The 17,745-nt window shown below is 51.6% G+C and carries 11 protein-coding genes; 4 read left to right on the top strand and 7 right to left on the bottom strand.

What is annotated here, in order from left to right:
- Positions 1–77 precede the first annotated feature (77 nt).
- The 3 genes from BIT28_RS14355 to sodB all read right to left on the bottom strand — a co-directional run bounded on the left by BIT28_RS14355 (position 78) and on the right by sodB (position 5,114).
- A complete protein-coding gene (locus BIT28_RS14355) occupies positions 78–3,170 on the bottom strand; it encodes an efflux RND transporter permease subunit (protein WP_075764845.1) in 3,093 nt (1,030 codons plus the stop codon).
- The gene (locus BIT28_RS14350) at positions 3,170–4,282 is read right to left on the bottom strand and encodes an efflux RND transporter periplasmic adaptor subunit (RefSeq protein WP_075764842.1); all 1,113 of its coding nucleotides are present in this window, start codon (positions 4,280–4,282) and stop codon (positions 3,170–3,172) included. Before BIT28_RS14350 ends, BIT28_RS14355 begins: the two co-directional genes overlap by 1 nt.
- Before the next feature lie 247 nt (positions 4,283–4,529).
- Positions 4,530–5,114, bottom strand: a complete 585-nt coding sequence (sodB, locus tag BIT28_RS14345; RefSeq protein WP_075764840.1) for a superoxide dismutase [Fe] — start codon at positions 5,112–5,114, stop codon at positions 4,530–4,532.
- Positions 5,115–5,486: 372 nt separating this feature from the next.
- Between sodB and BIT28_RS14340 the strand changes: the two genes are divergently transcribed.
- Positions 5,487–5,828 (top strand): Grx4 family monothiol glutaredoxin, encoded by a 342-nt coding sequence (locus BIT28_RS14340; RefSeq protein WP_075764838.1) that lies wholly within the window; start codon positions 5,487–5,489, stop codon positions 5,826–5,828.
- Positions 5,829–6,014: 186 nt separating this feature from the next.
- Entirely contained in the window at positions 6,015–6,500 is a 486-nt protein-coding gene (locus BIT28_RS14335) for a plastocyanin/azurin family copper-binding protein (RefSeq protein ID WP_075764836.1), read from the top strand.
- A 184-nt stretch (positions 6,501–6,684) separates the two neighbouring features.
- Here the strand turns inward: BIT28_RS14335 and BIT28_RS14330 are convergent, their stop codons facing one another.
- The 4 genes from BIT28_RS14330 to BIT28_RS14315 are packed head-to-tail and all read right to left on the bottom strand — an operon-like array spanning position 6,685 to position 12,314.
- The gene (locus tag BIT28_RS14330; RefSeq protein ID WP_075764834.1) at positions 6,685–9,381 is read right to left on the bottom strand and encodes a molybdopterin-dependent oxidoreductase; all 2,697 of its coding nucleotides are present in this window, start codon (positions 9,379–9,381) and stop codon (positions 6,685–6,687) included.
- 2 nt (positions 9,382–9,383) lie between these two features.
- Positions 9,384–9,971, bottom strand: a complete 588-nt coding sequence (locus BIT28_RS14325) for an arsenate reductase (azurin) small subunit (protein WP_425439635.1) — start codon at positions 9,969–9,971, stop codon at positions 9,384–9,386.
- Between the two features lie 11 nt (positions 9,972–9,982).
- Entirely contained in the window at positions 9,983–11,212 is a 1,230-nt protein-coding gene (locus BIT28_RS14320) for a cytochrome-c peroxidase (protein WP_075764829.1), read from the bottom strand.
- Positions 11,213–11,222: 10 nt separating this feature from the next.
- Complete coding sequence (locus tag BIT28_RS14315; RefSeq protein WP_075764827.1) at positions 11,223–12,314, bottom strand: cytochrome-c peroxidase; 1,092 nt, start codon at positions 12,312–12,314, stop codon at positions 11,223–11,225.
- 358 nt (positions 12,315–12,672) lie between these two features.
- Here BIT28_RS14315 and BIT28_RS14310 point away from each other — a divergent pair, with 358 nt between their 5' ends.
- Positions 12,673–15,069, top strand: coding sequence for a HEAT repeat domain-containing protein (locus tag BIT28_RS14310; protein ID WP_083651864.1), 2,397 nt, complete (start codon positions 12,673–12,675; stop codon positions 15,067–15,069).
- A 148-nt stretch (positions 15,070–15,217) separates the two neighbouring features.
- Complete coding sequence (locus tag BIT28_RS14305; protein WP_075764823.1) at positions 15,218–17,743, top strand: PAS domain S-box protein; 2,526 nt, start codon at positions 15,218–15,220, stop codon at positions 17,741–17,743.
- Positions 17,744–17,745: the final 2 nt, after the last annotated feature.

Below are 17,745 nucleotides of genomic sequence, written 5' to 3'. Positions count from 1 at the left end.
AATCGCCTGCAATTGCAGGCTTTTTTTATTGTCTTGAAATAGCCTTGAGCATGAGGTCGAATCGTTGCCAGCAGGCCTTACTGTGAAGGCTGCGGCTTGTTTGATTTCCTGACTATTGCCAGAATGTCTTTCTCCTTGAGCTTAGCCATACCCACATAAGCGACAGGTACGACAAACAGGGAGAAGAAGGTCCCGGCAATCAATCCACCAACCAGTACCAACCCGATATTGATCCGCCCTAGCGATCCGGGTCCGGATGCCAGTGCCAGCGGCAGTGATCCCAGGATCATAGTGAGCGAGGTCATCAGGATCGGACGAAGGCGAGAGCGGGCACTGTCCAGGGCCGCCTCGATAGCCGGCATATCGTGTTTACGCTTCTCGTTGGCAAATTCGACCAGCAGGATCCCGTGTTTGGTTACTAGCCCGACTAAGGTCAGCAGGCCTATCTTCGAGTAAATATTCATGCTCTGACCGAATGCTGTCAGGGTCAGCACCGCACCAACGATACACAGCGGTACGGTCAGCATAATCACCAGCGGATCGACAAAGCTCTCGAACTGGGCGGCAAGAATCAGGTAGACAAAGAGCAGCGCCAGCAGGAACAGTAACTGAGTCCCAGCCTGGGAGTCGGTCAGTTCCTTGACCACGCCGTTATAGTCGTAGCCCTGGACACTTTGCAGCAGTTTGGGCAATTCCTGATCGATATAAGCTTTGATATCGCTGGCCGTATAGCCCGGCATCAGATCAGCGGTGATCTCGGCGCTATCTTTGCCCATAAAGGTCTTGAAGCTTGATTCTGCCGTGGTCTGCTTGATGGTGACGAACTGAGACATCGGCAGTGTCTGACCCGACGCCGAGCCGACATACAGCTTGTCCAGTACGTTAAAATTACCCAGTGCCTCGCGGTTCACCTGAACCTGGATCGGGTAGGTAAACCCATCTTCCGACTGCATATCTGCCGCTTTCACGGAGCCGAGGAAGGTTGACAGGGCATCCGTGACGTCGCTGTAGCTGACACCAGACAGAATGATGGCATTGCGATCAATCGACAAATCGTAGTTGAGCTGATCGCGAAGTACCGAGTTTTTGACATTGGTTACCCCCGGATAGTCTTCCAGCAGTTGGGTGACCTTGTCTGCGGTATCACTTAGCGCATCAGTGTTGCGGTCAACGGTTGTCAGTTCAAGGATCAGGTTGTTGGCCACATTGAGGTTGTCAGCCGTACGGACCGAGAAAGACATGCTGTAGGCAGACACATTGCTGCTGGCTTTGTCTATCAGCCCGGCGATCACCTCGTCGGCGCTCTGGGTGCGTTCACCCCAAGGCTTGAGCATCACATGGTTTGTCGGGGTACCCTCGATATAGGACAGGTTTGCCTCGATGGCCTCGTTGTCAGCCATTACGCTATTGAGTTCGTCATTGTGCTTTAGGTGGTACTGTCGCCCGACACCCGTCGGCGCGGTCGAGGTGACGTCAATGAAGCCGGAATCTTCGGTCGGCAGCAGTATCTGCGGCATCTTCATAAATGCAGCACCGGACAATCCGACCAGCACCAGTGCAATGGCAACCATAATGCGTTTACGATTGAACCATTTGCTAAGTTCACGGGTGTAGCTGTCGGCCAGTTTGTTCAGCAGGTTATCGACCTTGCTAAACCACTTGGGCTGGTTGCCGACGGGCCTGATCAGGTAGGCGCTCATCATCGGCGACAGGGTTAGTGCGACCATGCCCGAAATAATTACAGCTGCCGCGAGGGTAAAAGCAAACTGACGAAAAAGATCGGCCGTCAGGCCAGACATCATACCGATAGGAAGATAAACCACCGCCAGTGTCAGCGTCATTGCTATCACCGGGAAGATAATCTCCTTGCTGCCTTTTAAGGCCGCGTTGAAGGGTGTTTCGCCGTTTTCGATGTGGCGGTAACAGTTCTCCACTACCACGATGGCGTCATCTACCACCAGGCCAATCGCCAGAATGATTGCCAGAATGGTCAGGACGTTAATACTAAAGCCGAGCCATGCCATAACGGCAAACACACCGATAACACAGACGGGAATGGTGATGATAGGGACAGAGGCAACCCGGAGCGAGCCGAGAAACAGTACGACCACCAGGGAAACCAGAACAATAGCTTCGACCAGGGTCGAGAAGCCCTGATCAATCGCCGCTTCAATAAAGTCGGCCTGGTTGTATACCATTTTCATTTCGATGCCGTCAGGCAGCTGGCCCTGCATCTGGTTTATGGCTTCTTTCACTCGCTCGGCAACGGTAACCGGGTTTTCGGTACGTAGCGGCAGCACCTGCAGCGACATTGCCTGTTGCTTGTTGACGGTCAGCAGGCTTGGGGTAAGGCTCTCTTCTCCCATGACAATATCGGCAATGTCCTTGAGGCGAATGGCCTGGCCGTTGTCGACACGGATAACCAGATCGCGGACATCATCAATATTCTCAACCTGGTTAATCGGGTTGATAGAAAAATCTCGGGCTTCGCCCATGATAGTACCGGCCGTGAAGCTGGCATTGTAGGAACTCAGTGTACCGACAACATCGGCCGTTTTGATGTTAAGGGCCATCATGCGCTCGGGCTTGAGCCAGACGCGGACGGCCTTGGACGAACCGCCATACGGTCCCCATACGGCCCCGACACCTTGAATGTGGCGAAACTGCGGGACAAGCTGCTGACTGATGTAGTCGTACATCTCTTGCTGTTCGAGCCCGCCGGTATTGACGAAAGTGATCACATTGCTGGCAGAGCCGGTATCGGAGGCGTTGTCAGTAACTGTAGGTTTATTCGTCATGCTCGGCGGAAAATCACTGATCCCTTCTACGCTGCTGCGCAGCTTGTTCATCAGGTTGGTATATTCGACGTCATCGACATCATCGGCAAAATCAATTTTCAGGGTACAGCTGCCTTCCTGACAGTCTGTTGCCATGGTATCAACGCTGTCGAGGCCGGTTGCGGCATCGATCAGCTTGTCAGCAACGTTGCGTGACATGAACTCGGCACTGGCTCCGGTAATGTTGGCACTGACCGTCGCGGTCGGTGTGTTGTGATCCGGAAAATACTGGATAGACAGCTTTTGGAACGACAACAGGCCCAGCAAGATCACTGCAATACTCAGTACTGAGGCAAAAACAGGGTGGCGTATACAAATCTCTGGCAATCGCATTAGCTTTCCTCCGATGCCGCAGGTTTCCCGGTGCTAGGGTGAATTGGCGCTTGGGTATTGCTCTCTTTATCGTTGGTATTGATATCGCTATTCAGTACCTTGACGGCACTTTCTGCCGTCAGCTTTTGTTGGCCGGTTGTCACGACTTGCTGGCCTTTTTTCAGCCCCTGACGAACCACGACGTAGCCATCATTGGTGTTCTGACCGAGCTTGATCGTTTGCTTAACAGGTTTGCCATCGGAAATCACCCAGACATAGCGCTCGTTATTGTTGGCAACAACGGCATTCTGCGGGATCAGGAGTTGCTTTTTCCCTTTTGCCAGTCTGTGTTTTACGTTTGCAAACATGCCTGGTGCCAGTACATGGTCGGGGTTGGCAATACGGGCGTGGACTTCTACCCGGCCGGAGTTTTCATCGACGGCAGGGGCAACATAATTGACTTTTCCTTTGAAAGTCTGGTCAGCGAAGGCATCGACGGTAATTTGCACGGCCTGCTCCTTGGCGGCTTTTCCGAGATCGTCCTGGCTGATGGTATAGCTGACTTTTACCGGATCGAGGCGATACAGGCTGACTAGAACACTCGAGGCATCGATGTGGCTGCCCACAGAGTGGCTGAAGGCTGTCAGGCGGCCGTCAAACGGGGCGATGATCTGGTAATCGCGCAGCACGGCCTGCTTTTGGCGGAAATCAGCGGCGGCCAGGTTGACTTGTTCCTTCAGCTCGTCAACGTCCTGAGGAGACAGGGCATCAGGTTGCTTCTTTAACAGGTTCTGGGTGCGCTGTAGTTTAGTCTTGGCCATATTCAACGAGCTTTTGGCTTTGTCGAACTCTGCCTTGGCCTTGGTGCTGTCAAGCTCGGCGATGAGATTGCCTTTCTTGACGGCATCACCGTCTTTGAAATAAATCGCTTTTATTTTCTCACCGGTGCTGAAAGTCAGGTTTGCCGAATCGGTCGCGCTAATTTTTGCGGCTTCTTCGATCTGAACATCAAATGCTTGGGATTTGACTGTTTCGGTTGTAACAGGAATCGCTGCTGTCTCGGCTAACGAGAAGGCAGAGGTGAAGAGGAACAGTGAGGCTAACAGGTTATTTATAGGTCGTTTATTTTTCATAAGAGCATCTTCTTACTTTCAATCTGTGCTCCGGCATTTTTACGTTTATTTTTTAGGCGAAATGTCAGGAATTCGTTAGGAATTCAATAATATTGCGAACCTATTAATCACTGTTTTGGTTGGTTATTGGAAAGATAGTTGGTGGTTATAGATTGAGCAGTTTTGAGGGCAAAAGCTGTTTGAAGAGGTAATAAAAAACGCCTGCTCAGAGGCAGGCGTTTCGACAGTGATGCTAATTTTCTAAGAATTAGGCTGCTAGATTCTTAGCAACGAATTCCCAGTTAACCAGTGCCCAGAACGCATTCATGTAGTCTGGACGTAGGTTACGGTAATCGATGTAGTAAGCGTGTTCCCACAGGTCAACAGTCAGAAGCGGTGTGACACCTTCTTCTGTAAGAGGAGTGCCTGCGTTAGACGTGTTCACGATGTCTAGAGAACCGTCAGCTTTCTTAACAAGCCAAGTCCATGAAGAACCGAAGTTGTTGATTGCTGAGTCTGTGAATTTCGCTTTGAATTCTTCGAAAGAACCGAATGCTTTTACAATTGCGTCTGCCACTTCGCCTGTTGGTTCACCGCCTGCGTTAGGGCTTAGGCAGTGCCAGTAGAAAGTGTGGTTCCAGATTTGAGCTGCATTGTTAAATACGCCGCCAGTAGAAGTTTTGATGATTTCTTCCAGAGACTTCTCAGCTAGCTCTGTACCTTCAACCAGGCCGTTTAGCTTAACAACGTAGGTGTTGTGGTGCTTGCCGTGGTGGTATTCAAGCGTTTCCTGAGAGATGTGTGGCTCAAGAGCGTTGATCGCGTACGGTAGAGCTGGTAGTTCAAATGCCATTGCTCGGTTCTCCATTCTGATTTTTTGGGGACAAGCCCCCGACATTGCTTCCAGTAGACTTCGGCCTACTTATTGTTTTGAAACTGACTGATACCAATCATATTAGGTCACTATACTCATTGGTATAGAGGCATAATGTGACTGCTGAGCTATTTTAGCAAGTTTTTACTTTATTAAAACCCCCATTTACTAAAAAATAGCACTTCAAAGAGGGATATGCCGGGATCTCAAGTGATATTTTTCATTCAGACACTTGCCTAGATTGCCGTTTAAAATATCCATATAGATTTTAGGCGTTTTTTTCCTTGGCATGACCAAGTAGAATGATGTCTGTGAAATTCAACTTATAAGTAAGTGTCGTAAGAGGAAGCTATGGAAACCATCGACAAAATTAAACAACAGATCGCTGAAAACTCAATTCTGTTGTACATGAAGGGTTCGCCAAAACTGCCTAGCTGTGGTTTTTCATCTCAGGCATCTCAGGCGCTAATGGCATGTGGCGAGAAGTTTGCGTATGTCGATATTCTGCAAAACCCGGATATCCGTGCAGAACTTCCTGCCTATGCGCAGTGGCCAACTTTCCCTCAGCTATGGATTGAAGGTGAGTTGATTGGCGGCTGTGACATTATTCTTGAAATGTTCCAGAAAGGCGAATTGCAGCCTTTGATCAAAGAAGCGGCCGAGCGTCGTGACGGTGAAGCGGCTGCGGAGTAATTCTCCCGTTCGTAAACACTAAGCTCAAGAAGGGCCCCGATATCTGTCGGGGCTTTTTATTGCCTGCGCCACGCCTGACGACGTTCAATATTGTATAGATTTGCTGAATCAATGATCCCCGTTACGGTTCACTTGCTTGATATTGTGTATTGTTCTCATTAACAATAAGAAAAGAGCTCACACAATATGAAGAAAATACTGCCACTCCTTTGCCTGTTGCTGGTGTGTTCGCCGGCGGTCCGGGCTGAAACACAAGTTATCAAGCAGGTGTTCGATATCAAAACTGCAGATCTGGATGCGATGTACCAGTTTATTCCTGATTATGTGGCTATTGATGTCGGAGACTCTGTCCGCTTCGAGGGAACGGTTGGCTCCCATACCGCGCACAGTATTCAGGGCATGCTGCCTGAGGGTGTCGAGCCAATTACCATTTCCTACCAGAATGTCTCGGATATCAAGTTCGACAAACCGGGTGTCTACGGTATCAAGTGTAAGGTGCACCACCGTTACGGCATGGTGGCACTGATTGTTGTCGGTGATCCGTCGGTTAATATCGAGGAAGCCAGGGCGGCGGCGCTTAAGCGTGTGAGCCGCCGGGGCCAGGATAAGATGCAACGTCTGCTCGATCGTGCTGAAGCGAGCATTCAGTCGAAGGCAAACAATGACAGCTAGCTGCCATTGCTACCCGTCTTGGCATAACTTCAAACTGGCATCGTAGGTTGATAGGTTGATAGGTTGATAGGTTGATAGGTTGATAGGTTGATAGGTTGGCGACATTGGTATTACTTCTTTATGTCATTTGGTGTATAGGGGCCGAAGCCCCTTTATTATTTTCTACACATCGAATTTGACGGTGTTACACAATATTCCTCGGGGCAAACGAGAACGCCCGGAATTCATGCTTGTATTTGGAGTCACCAATCTTCCTGATATTGGCGACACCCATTTTGTAGTTGTAGTTACCGCTGATCTGATCCACGACTCGGGTTGTCAGCGAGTTGGAAGGTTGCCGCATGTCGATCATATTGGCATACAACGTACCTTTCTTGGTGGCCGGCGTAACGATAGCCACAGCAGTGACAGCCGCCTTGTCGAGCTTGATATGGCCGTTTTCCATCAGCTTACTGAACTGGAAGTCATCGCCGTGTACCCCCAGAATGGTGTCCTTGAAGTTGGCCACTCGGTCTGAGTACATCATTACCTGATCGCCTGACTCAATCCCGCGTTGCTTGGCATCGTCAGGGTGGATCTCAACCCAGTTTTCCGGCCAGCGCTGGATTACATAGGCACGGCGTTCTACATCGTCGAAGCCGGACTGCCAGATCTCGTTGATTCGGCCGTTCGAGAACCACAGCTCCTCGCCTTTGGGCTGTATCCACTCATAGAAATCACTGAACAGATCCCATGGGTGTTTCTGCAGGTTGACCTTACCGGTCTGGCTGTTGAAGGCCGTGAGCTGCTTCTTCAGAACATTGGCTCCCTGAGGGCCGTCAGCCAGGCCTTTCTCGAGCAGGGTCTCTGTGGTCATCTCGGTATCATGCAGGCGCTTGGTACCGACCAGCTCCTTGGTATCGTAGTTGTAGAATACCGGCCCCTGGATCCCCGTGGTACCAAACTCCCGGAGTTTCTGGTGCAGGGTTTTGCCTTCGGCATGGGCAGCAACCTTGATCATATGGAAGTCTTTGCGGCTACCGCGGCTAAAGCGCGATGCTTCTTCGGCAACATCGTTGGAGTTCTCCCAGTCGAAGCCGTCGTAACCCATGCGGCGAGCCAGCTGGGCAATGATCCACCAGTCAGGCTGTGCATGCCCGGGCGCATCGTTGAACTTCTGGTACAGGCGAAGGCGACGCTCACCGTTGGCGCGCATAAAGTCGGCTTCACCCCAGGTTGCAGCCGGGAAGACGATATCGGCAAACTTGGCACCGATTGGGTCACGCAGGTAGATATCCTGGTTGATGACGACCATGCCGCCGGAATCGGCCCGCTTTTTCAGGGTGTCGATAATCTCTTGTTTGTCATAGCTATAGACCTGATGCGGGTTGGCTGTCGTTAGCTCCCAGAACTTCTTCTGCAGGCCCTGACTGCCGCACATCGACTGGATCCAGGTGGTACCTATGACATGGGCAAAGCGGGTATGGCCGGAGTACAGGTAGCGATCGGTATCCAGAGAGCGGCGCCGGCGTCCCGGTACTTTTTCCGGAGATTTGTTGCGCGGTAGCTTGCCGCCGGACTGGCCGCCACGTTGGTGGCCGCCAAATCGACCGATCACACGGCCTTCCCGGCCTCCGGTGCCGATGATGGTAGCCAGTGCGGAAATGGCATTGGTGTTACCGGTATTGTTTGACCAGTAGAAGCCTTTCTCGATCCCGATGGAGGTTTTCGGCCGCTTGCCGTCTACCGGTTTAGCCAGCATCTCGGCGGCAAGATAGATTTTGTCGACGTCGATTCCGGCCATCTGGGCGGCATATTTAGGATCGAATTCTTTCTGGGCCAGGTTCCACTTCTTGTAGTCTTCAAAACCGTTGGTCTGGAACTTGCCCCAGGTGGTGCGCCATTGCCATGGGGTGTTACGGGTCCCCTGGCCGAAGCCGGAGTTAGATTCCCACTTGTTGTTCACCCAGTTCTGCAGCCACTCAGTGTCTTCCCAGCCGTTTTCCATGATCACCCGGATGATGGCACCGACGACCAGGTTGTCTGAACCTGGGTTAAGATCGATATGCAGGCCGCCGTGTTTTTTCAGGTAGGCAATACCGGCAGTCTCACGCGGGTTGAGCATAACGGTTTTCATGCCGCGCTGTACGGCTGGCATGATGTACTGGGTAAACAGGATAGTTTTGGTTTCGTACGGGTCGGTACCACAGATCATCAGGGTATCGGCGGCCCCCCAGTCATCATAGCTCGGACCAAAGTTGTCAAAACCAGCATCCCTGAAGCCCGGTGTCGAGGTAACATCCGACGGGGTGTCATGGAACGAGAAGTTGGCGGTATTCACATGGCGCAGGGCATACTTGGTGATTGCGTAGGTATTCTCGATGTACTGGTACGAGAAGGTTTTCACTCCGTAGGCGTTGGTGCCGTGTTTGTCGATCACATGGCGGCCGACTTCAGCGGCAATATCGAGCGCAAACTCCCAAGGGACAGGCTGCAGGCTACCGCCAATACGCACTAGCGGTTGAGTCAGGCGGTCACGGGTCCCGGTTGCCGGGTTGTAGACTTTTTGCGCCAGCAGGCCGCCACGCATCGAGGAGTCACCGGTTTTGTTGACGGCGCCCGCATCCTTGTCCGGGACGATGACAATATTGTGGGGTTTGCCGTTGTGCATCACCACATTGTGCTGTGCCGGAGCAACCCATGCCTGCAGCGGGGCACTCGGGAAGTTCACACCAAATGCATTCTGATCCGCTTTCTGGCCACCGTTTTGCTGTTCGAGCGGCCAGCGGTAGACCTTGTAACCACAGGCGACGATACAGTAATCACAGGCTGTCGTAATGACCTCGGCATTTTTGGGAGGCAACGGCGCATGATCTTCGGGGATATAGAAGTTAGTGGTCATGATTATGCCTCCTGAATCGCGATGATGTTGTCGGTGCGGCCAAACAGCAGCCCCATGATGCCGACGGCATACACGTTGTCGCCGTCCTGCTCCAGCAGAACTTGGGGCAGGCTTTCATAGGCCTGACCGGAGACGATAATGCCATGACGACGCATATCAAACGTTGACAGGTGGAACGGACACTGGCCTAACACCCGGTGCTCGCCAACGACCTTGTACTGGCCGTCCAGCGGACCACCCTGGTGGGTACACATCAGAGAAAAGGCCACGACATCTTGCTTGTCACCGATTCCGCCACCACCCTGGACACCCATTTTGACCAATATGGCACGGGAGTTCGGGCCGTCATCCGGATAGTTGAAATAGAGCGGTTCGTTGGTTTTCATTTCGCTGAGCTTGGCAACCAGTGTCCGCGGGTAGCCGACGACACGGGCTTGCGTCTGGCGGGCCTGAGCTGTCCCTGGAAACAGAGTGACAGAGACCACGCTGGCACTGCCGGCAACAGCACCGGAGTACATAAGGAACTCACGACGGGACATCATGCATTTACGGTGTTCTTGTGCGCTTTCTTTTTTTTGCTTGCGCTTCATTCGGTCAAAAATCATTTTTTCGCCTCCGCAAGTTCTTCTTCGCTAAATAGACGCTGGTATGGCGGGATCTGAGGGTATTCCATGACAATTCGCTCGCCTGAGAAGGCATCGAGGAAGGCCAGTAGATCGGCTTTTTCCTTGTCGCTCAGGCCCAGAGGCTTGATCTTGGCACTCTTGGTTTTCGGGAAGCCGGTGCTACGACCGTCAGCGGCAACACCACCGCGGTTGTAGAAGTCGACAACCTCTTCCAGCGTTGCAATGGCACCGTTGTGCATGTAGGGCGCGGTGTACTTGGTATAACGCAGGCTCGGTGTACGGAAGGTGCCTTTCATCTCTTTGCGCTTGCCGCGGAAGTAGACCCCGGGATCGGCTTTGGTGGTACGGTACATTTTCTCGTTCGAGCCCTTGGCGTATAACTCGTAGCGGAAGGTGATCTGGGCAAGTGGATCAGACTCCCAGCGCAAGTTTGTCGGCACGCCGATGTTATAGTTCTTCTGATCCGAAGCCAGGGCGCCGTTGTGGCAGGCAATACATTTGGCTTTGCCCTCAAACAAGGACTTGCCCCGTAATTGCTGTTTGCTCAGTGCCGATTTGTCGCCCTTGAGGTAGTTATCAAGCGGAGTATCTGTCTGTACCAGGGTGCGCTCGAAGGCGGCGATGGCCTTCCAGGCGTTGCTAATCTTTGGATAGTTGTCACCGAACACATGGCTGAAGCGCTCGACATAGTCCGGTACCAGTGCCAGACGCGATTCCATCATGTCGTCCTCACCATTGCCGGCAACACCACCTTTGGCAGCGCTCTTGGCCTGTCCTTCCAGTGATTTGCTGGAACCGGCCCAGAAAAGCTTGTTGTAGTAGGCTGAGTTGATGATGGTTTGACTGTTGCGCCAGTGAACGGTGCCCGGGTAGCCTAGCGAGAGATCAGCAGGGAAATCCCAGCCAAGGTTCGGGTTGTGACAGGCTACACACGGTGTCGAGGTATCACCGCCCAAACGGCCATCGAAAAAGAGCAATTTGCCCAGTTCGACTTTTTCCGGAGTGGTCGGGTTGTCCGGTGGTGTCGGCACGGCACCCAGCGGAGCCAGCGCCGGATAATTGATGCCATCGAGGGTAACTGGCTGCAGGGTCGCAGCAATTTCTTCGGCTGTCGGTGTGCTGGTTTCTTGCTGGGCGCAAGCGGGTAGCGATGCGGTCAATAGCAGAGTCACCGTACATGCAGACAAGGTAATTGTTTTCTTCATCTTGTCCTCCTTAGTTTTTCGCGTTGCGCCAGTCGGCGATAGGCTGGTAGTTGTAATCCTGGGTCTTCCAGACATGCTGCTCACTCGTGAGTGGCTTGCCTGACAGTGCCGTGAGGAAGGCGACCAGCGATTGCTGTTCCTGCTTGCTTAGATTCAGCGGCTTCAGGCGTGAGTCTTTATTGCTGTCTTCGCCGCCGCCGACGTTATAGAACGCCACTACATCGTCCAGCGTGGCCAGCATACCGTTGTGCATGTAAGGGGCGGTGTATTTCAGTTCACGCAGGGTCGGGGTCATGAATTTGCCGAGATCAGAGCCGTCGGCCTTGTGGCTTTGGACATGGGCACCGACATCGCGTTTGAGGTTCATGTAGTTTTCGTTGCCCATGAACATATTGAAGGCAATGAAGGTCTGGTGACGCATTGGGTCGCGGAAGATCTCGAAGTTCTCGGGGACACCGGTATTGTAAGGGATACCGTCAGAAAATAATGGCCCGTTGTGGCACTGTGAACATCCCGCTTTCCCCTTGAACAGCTCAAAGCCTTTTTTCGCCTCGGCACTCATTTTTCCGCTGTCATAGGCTGTAGTACTTGATGTCAGTGTTTTCAGATATTCCGGAATCGCTTTGCGTACCGAGCCGTTGGAGGGCTCGCCGTACCCGGCTTTTTTGAACATTTCGATGTAAACGGGATCTTGCTTGATGCGTTCCTGCATCAGGCGCATGTCCATGTTCATCAGCCAGTCTTCAGTGATCATCTCACGGGTAACGTCGTTCAAGTTGGTACCGATCCGGCCATCATGAAACCATGTTTTCTTGTAGGCGCTGTTGATCAGGGTCGGCACGTTACGAAAGCCTTTGCTTCCGATATAGGCCGGGCCCAAGGCATCCGGGTGGGCGAAACCGCTTTCAGGCTGATGGCACGATGCGCATGACATCATACTGTCGCCAGATAGACGGGCATCGAAAAACAGACGTTTACCGAGCTCGGCTTTTGCCGTATCTATTTTCAGCTGTGGTAGCGGGCCAAACGTATTGTTGTCATTCTGGGCCCAGGCTGAAAATGAGAGACTGGCGGCAGCGGCAAGGATCAGCGTTTTGTTCATTGTTGTGCTCCTTAGCTTCCAGTTCCAAGTGCTTAAAAAAATCTGTTAGCAAAAAAGGGGTATACACAAAACAAGCCAACTTTTTTTGTTGATATTAATAGTTAAATTACAGTGACTTATACTGTTACTTGACGCTTGTCACAGTGTGAAAACTGAACGTTTCGTTTAACTCGTGAATAGAGAAGTGAACGAAACGTTCAATTGATAAAGACATAAATTAAACTGATTAAAAGAGTTTGGGTTTAAGTTATTGATATTAAATGACTATATTGTTTCTAGATGCGTTCAAGGGCATGGCATGAAACCTGCTTTACTCGCTAAAACGTATGGATGCATACAGTAAGCCTGAGTGGAGAAGATGATGCCAAACCACGAATCAACACAAACAATAAACAGTGGATCCCAGCTCGCGATTAATCAGTTGCTGCAATTGTTGGAGCAGGGAGATGAAGCCCAGCGCTGTTACAGTGCCCAGGCTGTCGGTCAAGCGAGGATCACCGATGCTGCTCCCAGCCTGAATACCTGCCTTTATCACACCGATCCAGATGTCGTGGTTGATGCCGTCGATGCCCTGGCTAAGCTGGCTGTCGGAGATATTGATACGCTTGAGGATATTGCGCTTCACCACCCGGAAAGTGATGCTCGACTGGCAGCGCTGGAAGCTTTGTCGGCACAAGCCGGGGGGGCGGAACAGGCGAGAATCACAACGATTTTGATGAGTTTTGCCAGCGGCAGGCCGGAAGGCGATGACTGGGGGGTGAGTTCCGACTGGGACGATTGGTGGGATATCCAGCTAAAAGCGGTACAGCTACTGGCCAAAAAGCCCGATGAGGAGACAGTTCGGCTATTTTTCCTGTTGCTGGAGGATGAACCGGAACCGGAGTTAGAATCGGCGCTTTACTACGGCATCGGTCAGGTCTCCCCGCAATGGCTGAATGACAGATATCAGACTGGCAGAGTGATGACCCGGCGCAAGCTGATCCGTGCATTGGCCCAAAGTGATAGCAAAATCGCAACCATTCAACTATTCAAAGCAATGTCAGATGAAGACCCTGAGATCCGCAGAGCCGCTGTTGAGGCGCTTTGCCGTCGCAAGGCTATTGAGTATCAATGGGACATAGTGCTTCGTCTGTGCGATCAAGAGCAAAGAGTCCGGGAGGCGGCCGAAGCAGGACTGGATGTGATGGGAGAGCTGGATAAGTTGTCGCAGGCCAAGCTGTATTCATTGGCACAAAAAGCGCCCGGTGCTGCCTTGTCGACGATTCTTGCGCTGATGGCTTGTCATGTCGACGCGCCCGATTCTGAATGCCTAGAATGGATTGCTGAGCAGTTACACCATGACGACCCGGCAGTGGTGTATGCGGCGGCTGACTTTTTTGCTTCAACAAAGTATGAGGGCGATGTCTATAGTGAGCTGGCCGTTCAGCGCTGCCTAAAACATGTAGAACGGACGACGCTGCCGGTGTCGTTACGGGCTGACTATATTCGCCTGCTCAGTAAATTGGTCTGTCAGCGGGACGCCTTTTTGGCTGCCGTATACCCGGTGATGCAATATATCGTTAACGATGAGCAGAATGACGGGGTATTGCGTCAGGCAGCATTGGATTTGCTCGCTCGCATCTCTTCTTATAAAGGCCAGCAATATCTCCGTGAGCTTATTTTGGGTTTAGCAGCCAAAGGGGAACTGATACCGGTCAATCAACTGGACACTGATGAGAGCGTTCAGGAAAGCGGTAACCGTAAGGCAGAAGAGACGGCATCAGCGGAAGCTGTTGAGTTAAATTCAGAATCAAGCCCAGAACCAGCTTCTGACATTCTGGAGTTGGAACAACTGCTTGCCGCCCATGAAGAAAAGTTTTCGGCTTTGGCTGAAGACGATTTGCCAGCAGCGACCCCGACCTCGACGCTGGCGGCGATTCAGCAAACCAATGTTGAGGCGATGTTGAGCTGCCCGAAAGAAGAACAAGCCCCGGAACAGCATGTGCTTGATATGATCGAAGAACTGCCTGATAACTATACCGATTACACTGAAATAGTGCGTGATCACTTTGATACCTCGGACAAGTTAGAGCTAAATCGCAAGAAAGTTGCCAAATTACCGCAACTGGGAAACAAACTCCTCGCAATGCGGGCATTGGGAAGTAGCGAGCAGCCAGCAGCTGTTCCCTTGCTGATTGAATCCCTATTGGGCGCGGAGCCAAGCGAGCAGGTCGAGATATTTGGGGCCTTGGCTCGCCTGGCTGATACGGTGAACATCCCTGAAATTAAGAATGCAATCGGTGCCGCCGCGAATACGCTTTATCACGGCGATAACGTCTCCAAGCAGGCTGCGACACGATATCTGGCCAAGATGCCGCTGGGTAAGGCGTTGCCGTTATTACTACTGGGTGCCCGTGATCAGCATGAACATGTCCGAATTTGCAGCCTGATGGCCATTGAACAGCAACTAGAAAAACATACTGTTAGGCAGCAAGATCGCCCGGCCTTAAATGCAGCGCTTACCAAGGCGTTACACGATCCTGCGGGAGGTATCCGCAAGCTAGCATTGAAGCTGCTTGCAGATATTGATCTTAAGTTACATCTCGATATTCTGCTTGAGGCCGCTATCAGCAATGATGAGGTAAACGAGATTGCCGCGTCGTCTCTTCGTCACAGCAAAGAAGAGGTGCTGGGTAAACTGGCGGGATTACTCCCAGACCTGGATGACCATCGCCAGCCCCTGGCAATAAAGCTGGCAGGCGGGCTGCTGTCATAGTTTTTATTCACTTATGGCGTATTTCGTAAACGTTGTACGCCTAAGCTGCATACTTAAGTTCGCGACGGGTCACGAAATTTATATGCCAACCCTTCAATGTGTAACGGCTTTGGTATGATTGTTATCAATAATGCACAAGGGAATGGGTATGGACGAACTGGGTGCACCGCGTCACTTCGTGAAACAACGCCAGTTTTATACCGAGTTGCTGCTATGGTTGATCCCGGGCTGGATGGCTATTCTGGGACTGATGCTGGTCCATTATTTTTTGAGTGTCCATAACGAGCAGCAATATGCCCTGCATAACGAACGAGTGATCGTCGAGCTGATAGAAGAAGTGCTCGACGATAGCCTGAGCAGTATGTCGTCAGATGCTAAGCTGCTTTCGTATATGGCCGGAAAACAAGCCGATGCCCCTGCCGCGCAGTTTAAAGCCAATCTGACTGACTATTTCATCCAACTGGCCAGTAACCAATCTAGTTACGATCAAGTTCGATTTATTGATACTTCTGGTAGGGAAATAGTACGTGTTAACAACGTGGATAACCGGATCCATGCAGTTGACGAGCAGCACCTGCAAAACAAATCCCGGCGATATTATTTTCAGCGTAGTGTCGAATTGGCGCCTGACAAGGTCTATATCTCACCGATGGATCTGAATGTCGAAGGCGGTAAAATCCAGCAGCCGTTAAATCCGACTATTCGAGTCGGGGCATCGGTATTCGGCCGTGATCAACAGCGAACTGGCGTAGTGGTACTGAACTATAAAGCCAGACAGCTGATTGATAAGCTACTGACTATTTCCCCAACGTTCATTCAACACCTGTTTATCTTAAACCCCGAGGGGATAGCGGTGATCCAGCCGGCCAGCAGCAGTGAGTCAGCATTCAGTTTTAACCCCGAGGGCGCGGTCGATCCTCAGGTGCTGGGGCTGATAAACCGTGAGCATACGGGCCAGCTACAACTGGGAGAGAGCTTTTTTACCTTTACCCAAACCGATACAGCCAGCAACGGCAACTGGACAATCATTTCGGTATTCCCCGAACAGCGTATGAATCTGGCGCGGATAGCTTTTACGGACAGGTATCTATGGCTTTATATCGCCGCGTTAGCTTTGCTTTTGTTGCTTGCGGTGGTATTTAGCCGATACCGGCTACAGGCCAGAATATTGCGTCAGAAACAACGTTACGAGCAGCAGTTTCGCCATATTTTGGAAAACATTCAGCTAGCTGCCGTGTCGGTAAATGCCGAGGGCCGGGTGGTGTTCTGCAATGATTTTTTCCTCAATATGGTGGGTTACCGGCGTGAAGAGGTCATTGGTAAAAACTGGGTGAAAACCTTCACTCCCAAAGAGCTGCAGCCTCAGGCCGCGAAAGCACTTACACAGGCGCTGGAGCAAGGAACCGATCAGCCTCGTGCCGAAGGCGTGGTGCAAAGTCAATCCGGGGAAATCCATATCTTGTCATGGACATCGACCTTTTCCCGCATTCACCAGGGGCAGGCTGATGCCGTGACCTTTGTCGGTGAAGATGTAACCGAACAGCAGATGACAAAAGACGAACTGCAGCGATTGAGCCATGCGGTCGAGCAAAGCCAGAACTCAGTGATGATCACCGATGTCTCCGGGCGGATTGTTTATGTCAACCCGGTGTTCTGCGAGCTCACAGGTTACGGGATTGATGAGGTGATGGGACGGACACCTAAATTCTTGCAGTCCGGAGAGATGCCTGAGGATAGCTATCAAGCGTTGTGGCTGGCACTGCAAGACGGTCGTGAGTGGCGCGGTGAGTTTCACAACCGGAAGAAAAATGGCGAGATGTACTGGGAGCGGGCACGCATTTCGCCGGTAAAAAATATCGAGGGGCAGGCGCTCTACTATGTGGCGGTCAAGCAGGATATCACAGAAGAAAAGCGTCTGGCCGGGGAGGTCGAGCGGCAGATGCGAGAGCGGATTCAACATGAGAAGCTGGCAGCTGTTGGCAAGGTGGTCAATATGATCGCCCATGATCTGCGAAACCCGTTGAGCTCGATAAAAATGGCGTTGCAGATTTATGCCCGTAAAGAACAGGATGAACTGTCGGCGATTTCGCTGGATCAGGTGCGGTATATGGAAGCCATCCTGGAAGATCTGATGACTTATTCACGCCCGGATCAATTTAAGCCGGACTGGCTGGATCTCAATAAACTGGTGGAGCTGGTTACTTTGACCCAGCAGAAATTAGCGAAGGAGAAAGGGGTGGCATTGGATATCTCTTTCCAACCCAACCTGCCGACCGTCTATGCCGATCCGGTGAAATTGCGTCAGGCGCTGCAGAATATTATTGTCAATGCGATACAGGCGGCAGAATCAACGGAAAATCAGTCTCCGTGTGTGAAGGTCGCGACTAATATTATGATGACGGAAGTCGGCACACGGCTATTGGTGGACATTGATAATAACGGTCCGGCCATTGACCCGTGTCTGACCGAGAAAGTCTTTGAGCCTTTCTTTACAACCAAGGCAAAAGGGACCGGACTGGGGTTGGCGATAGTGAAGCGGATTATCGACAGCCATGAAGGAAAGATAATTATTAAGCCATTGAATCAAAAAGATAGTATATGGCAGGGAACACGCTCCCGCATTCAGCTTCCGGTTGCACCGGCCAGTTATAACAATAATGAAAGGATTCACTAAGC

The organism is Photobacterium proteolyticum (assembly GCF_001939735.1).
Classification (GTDB): domain Bacteria; phylum Pseudomonadota; class Gammaproteobacteria; order Enterobacterales; family Vibrionaceae; genus Photobacterium; species Photobacterium proteolyticum.
This window is presented reverse-complemented; position numbering and strand designations above follow the sequence as displayed.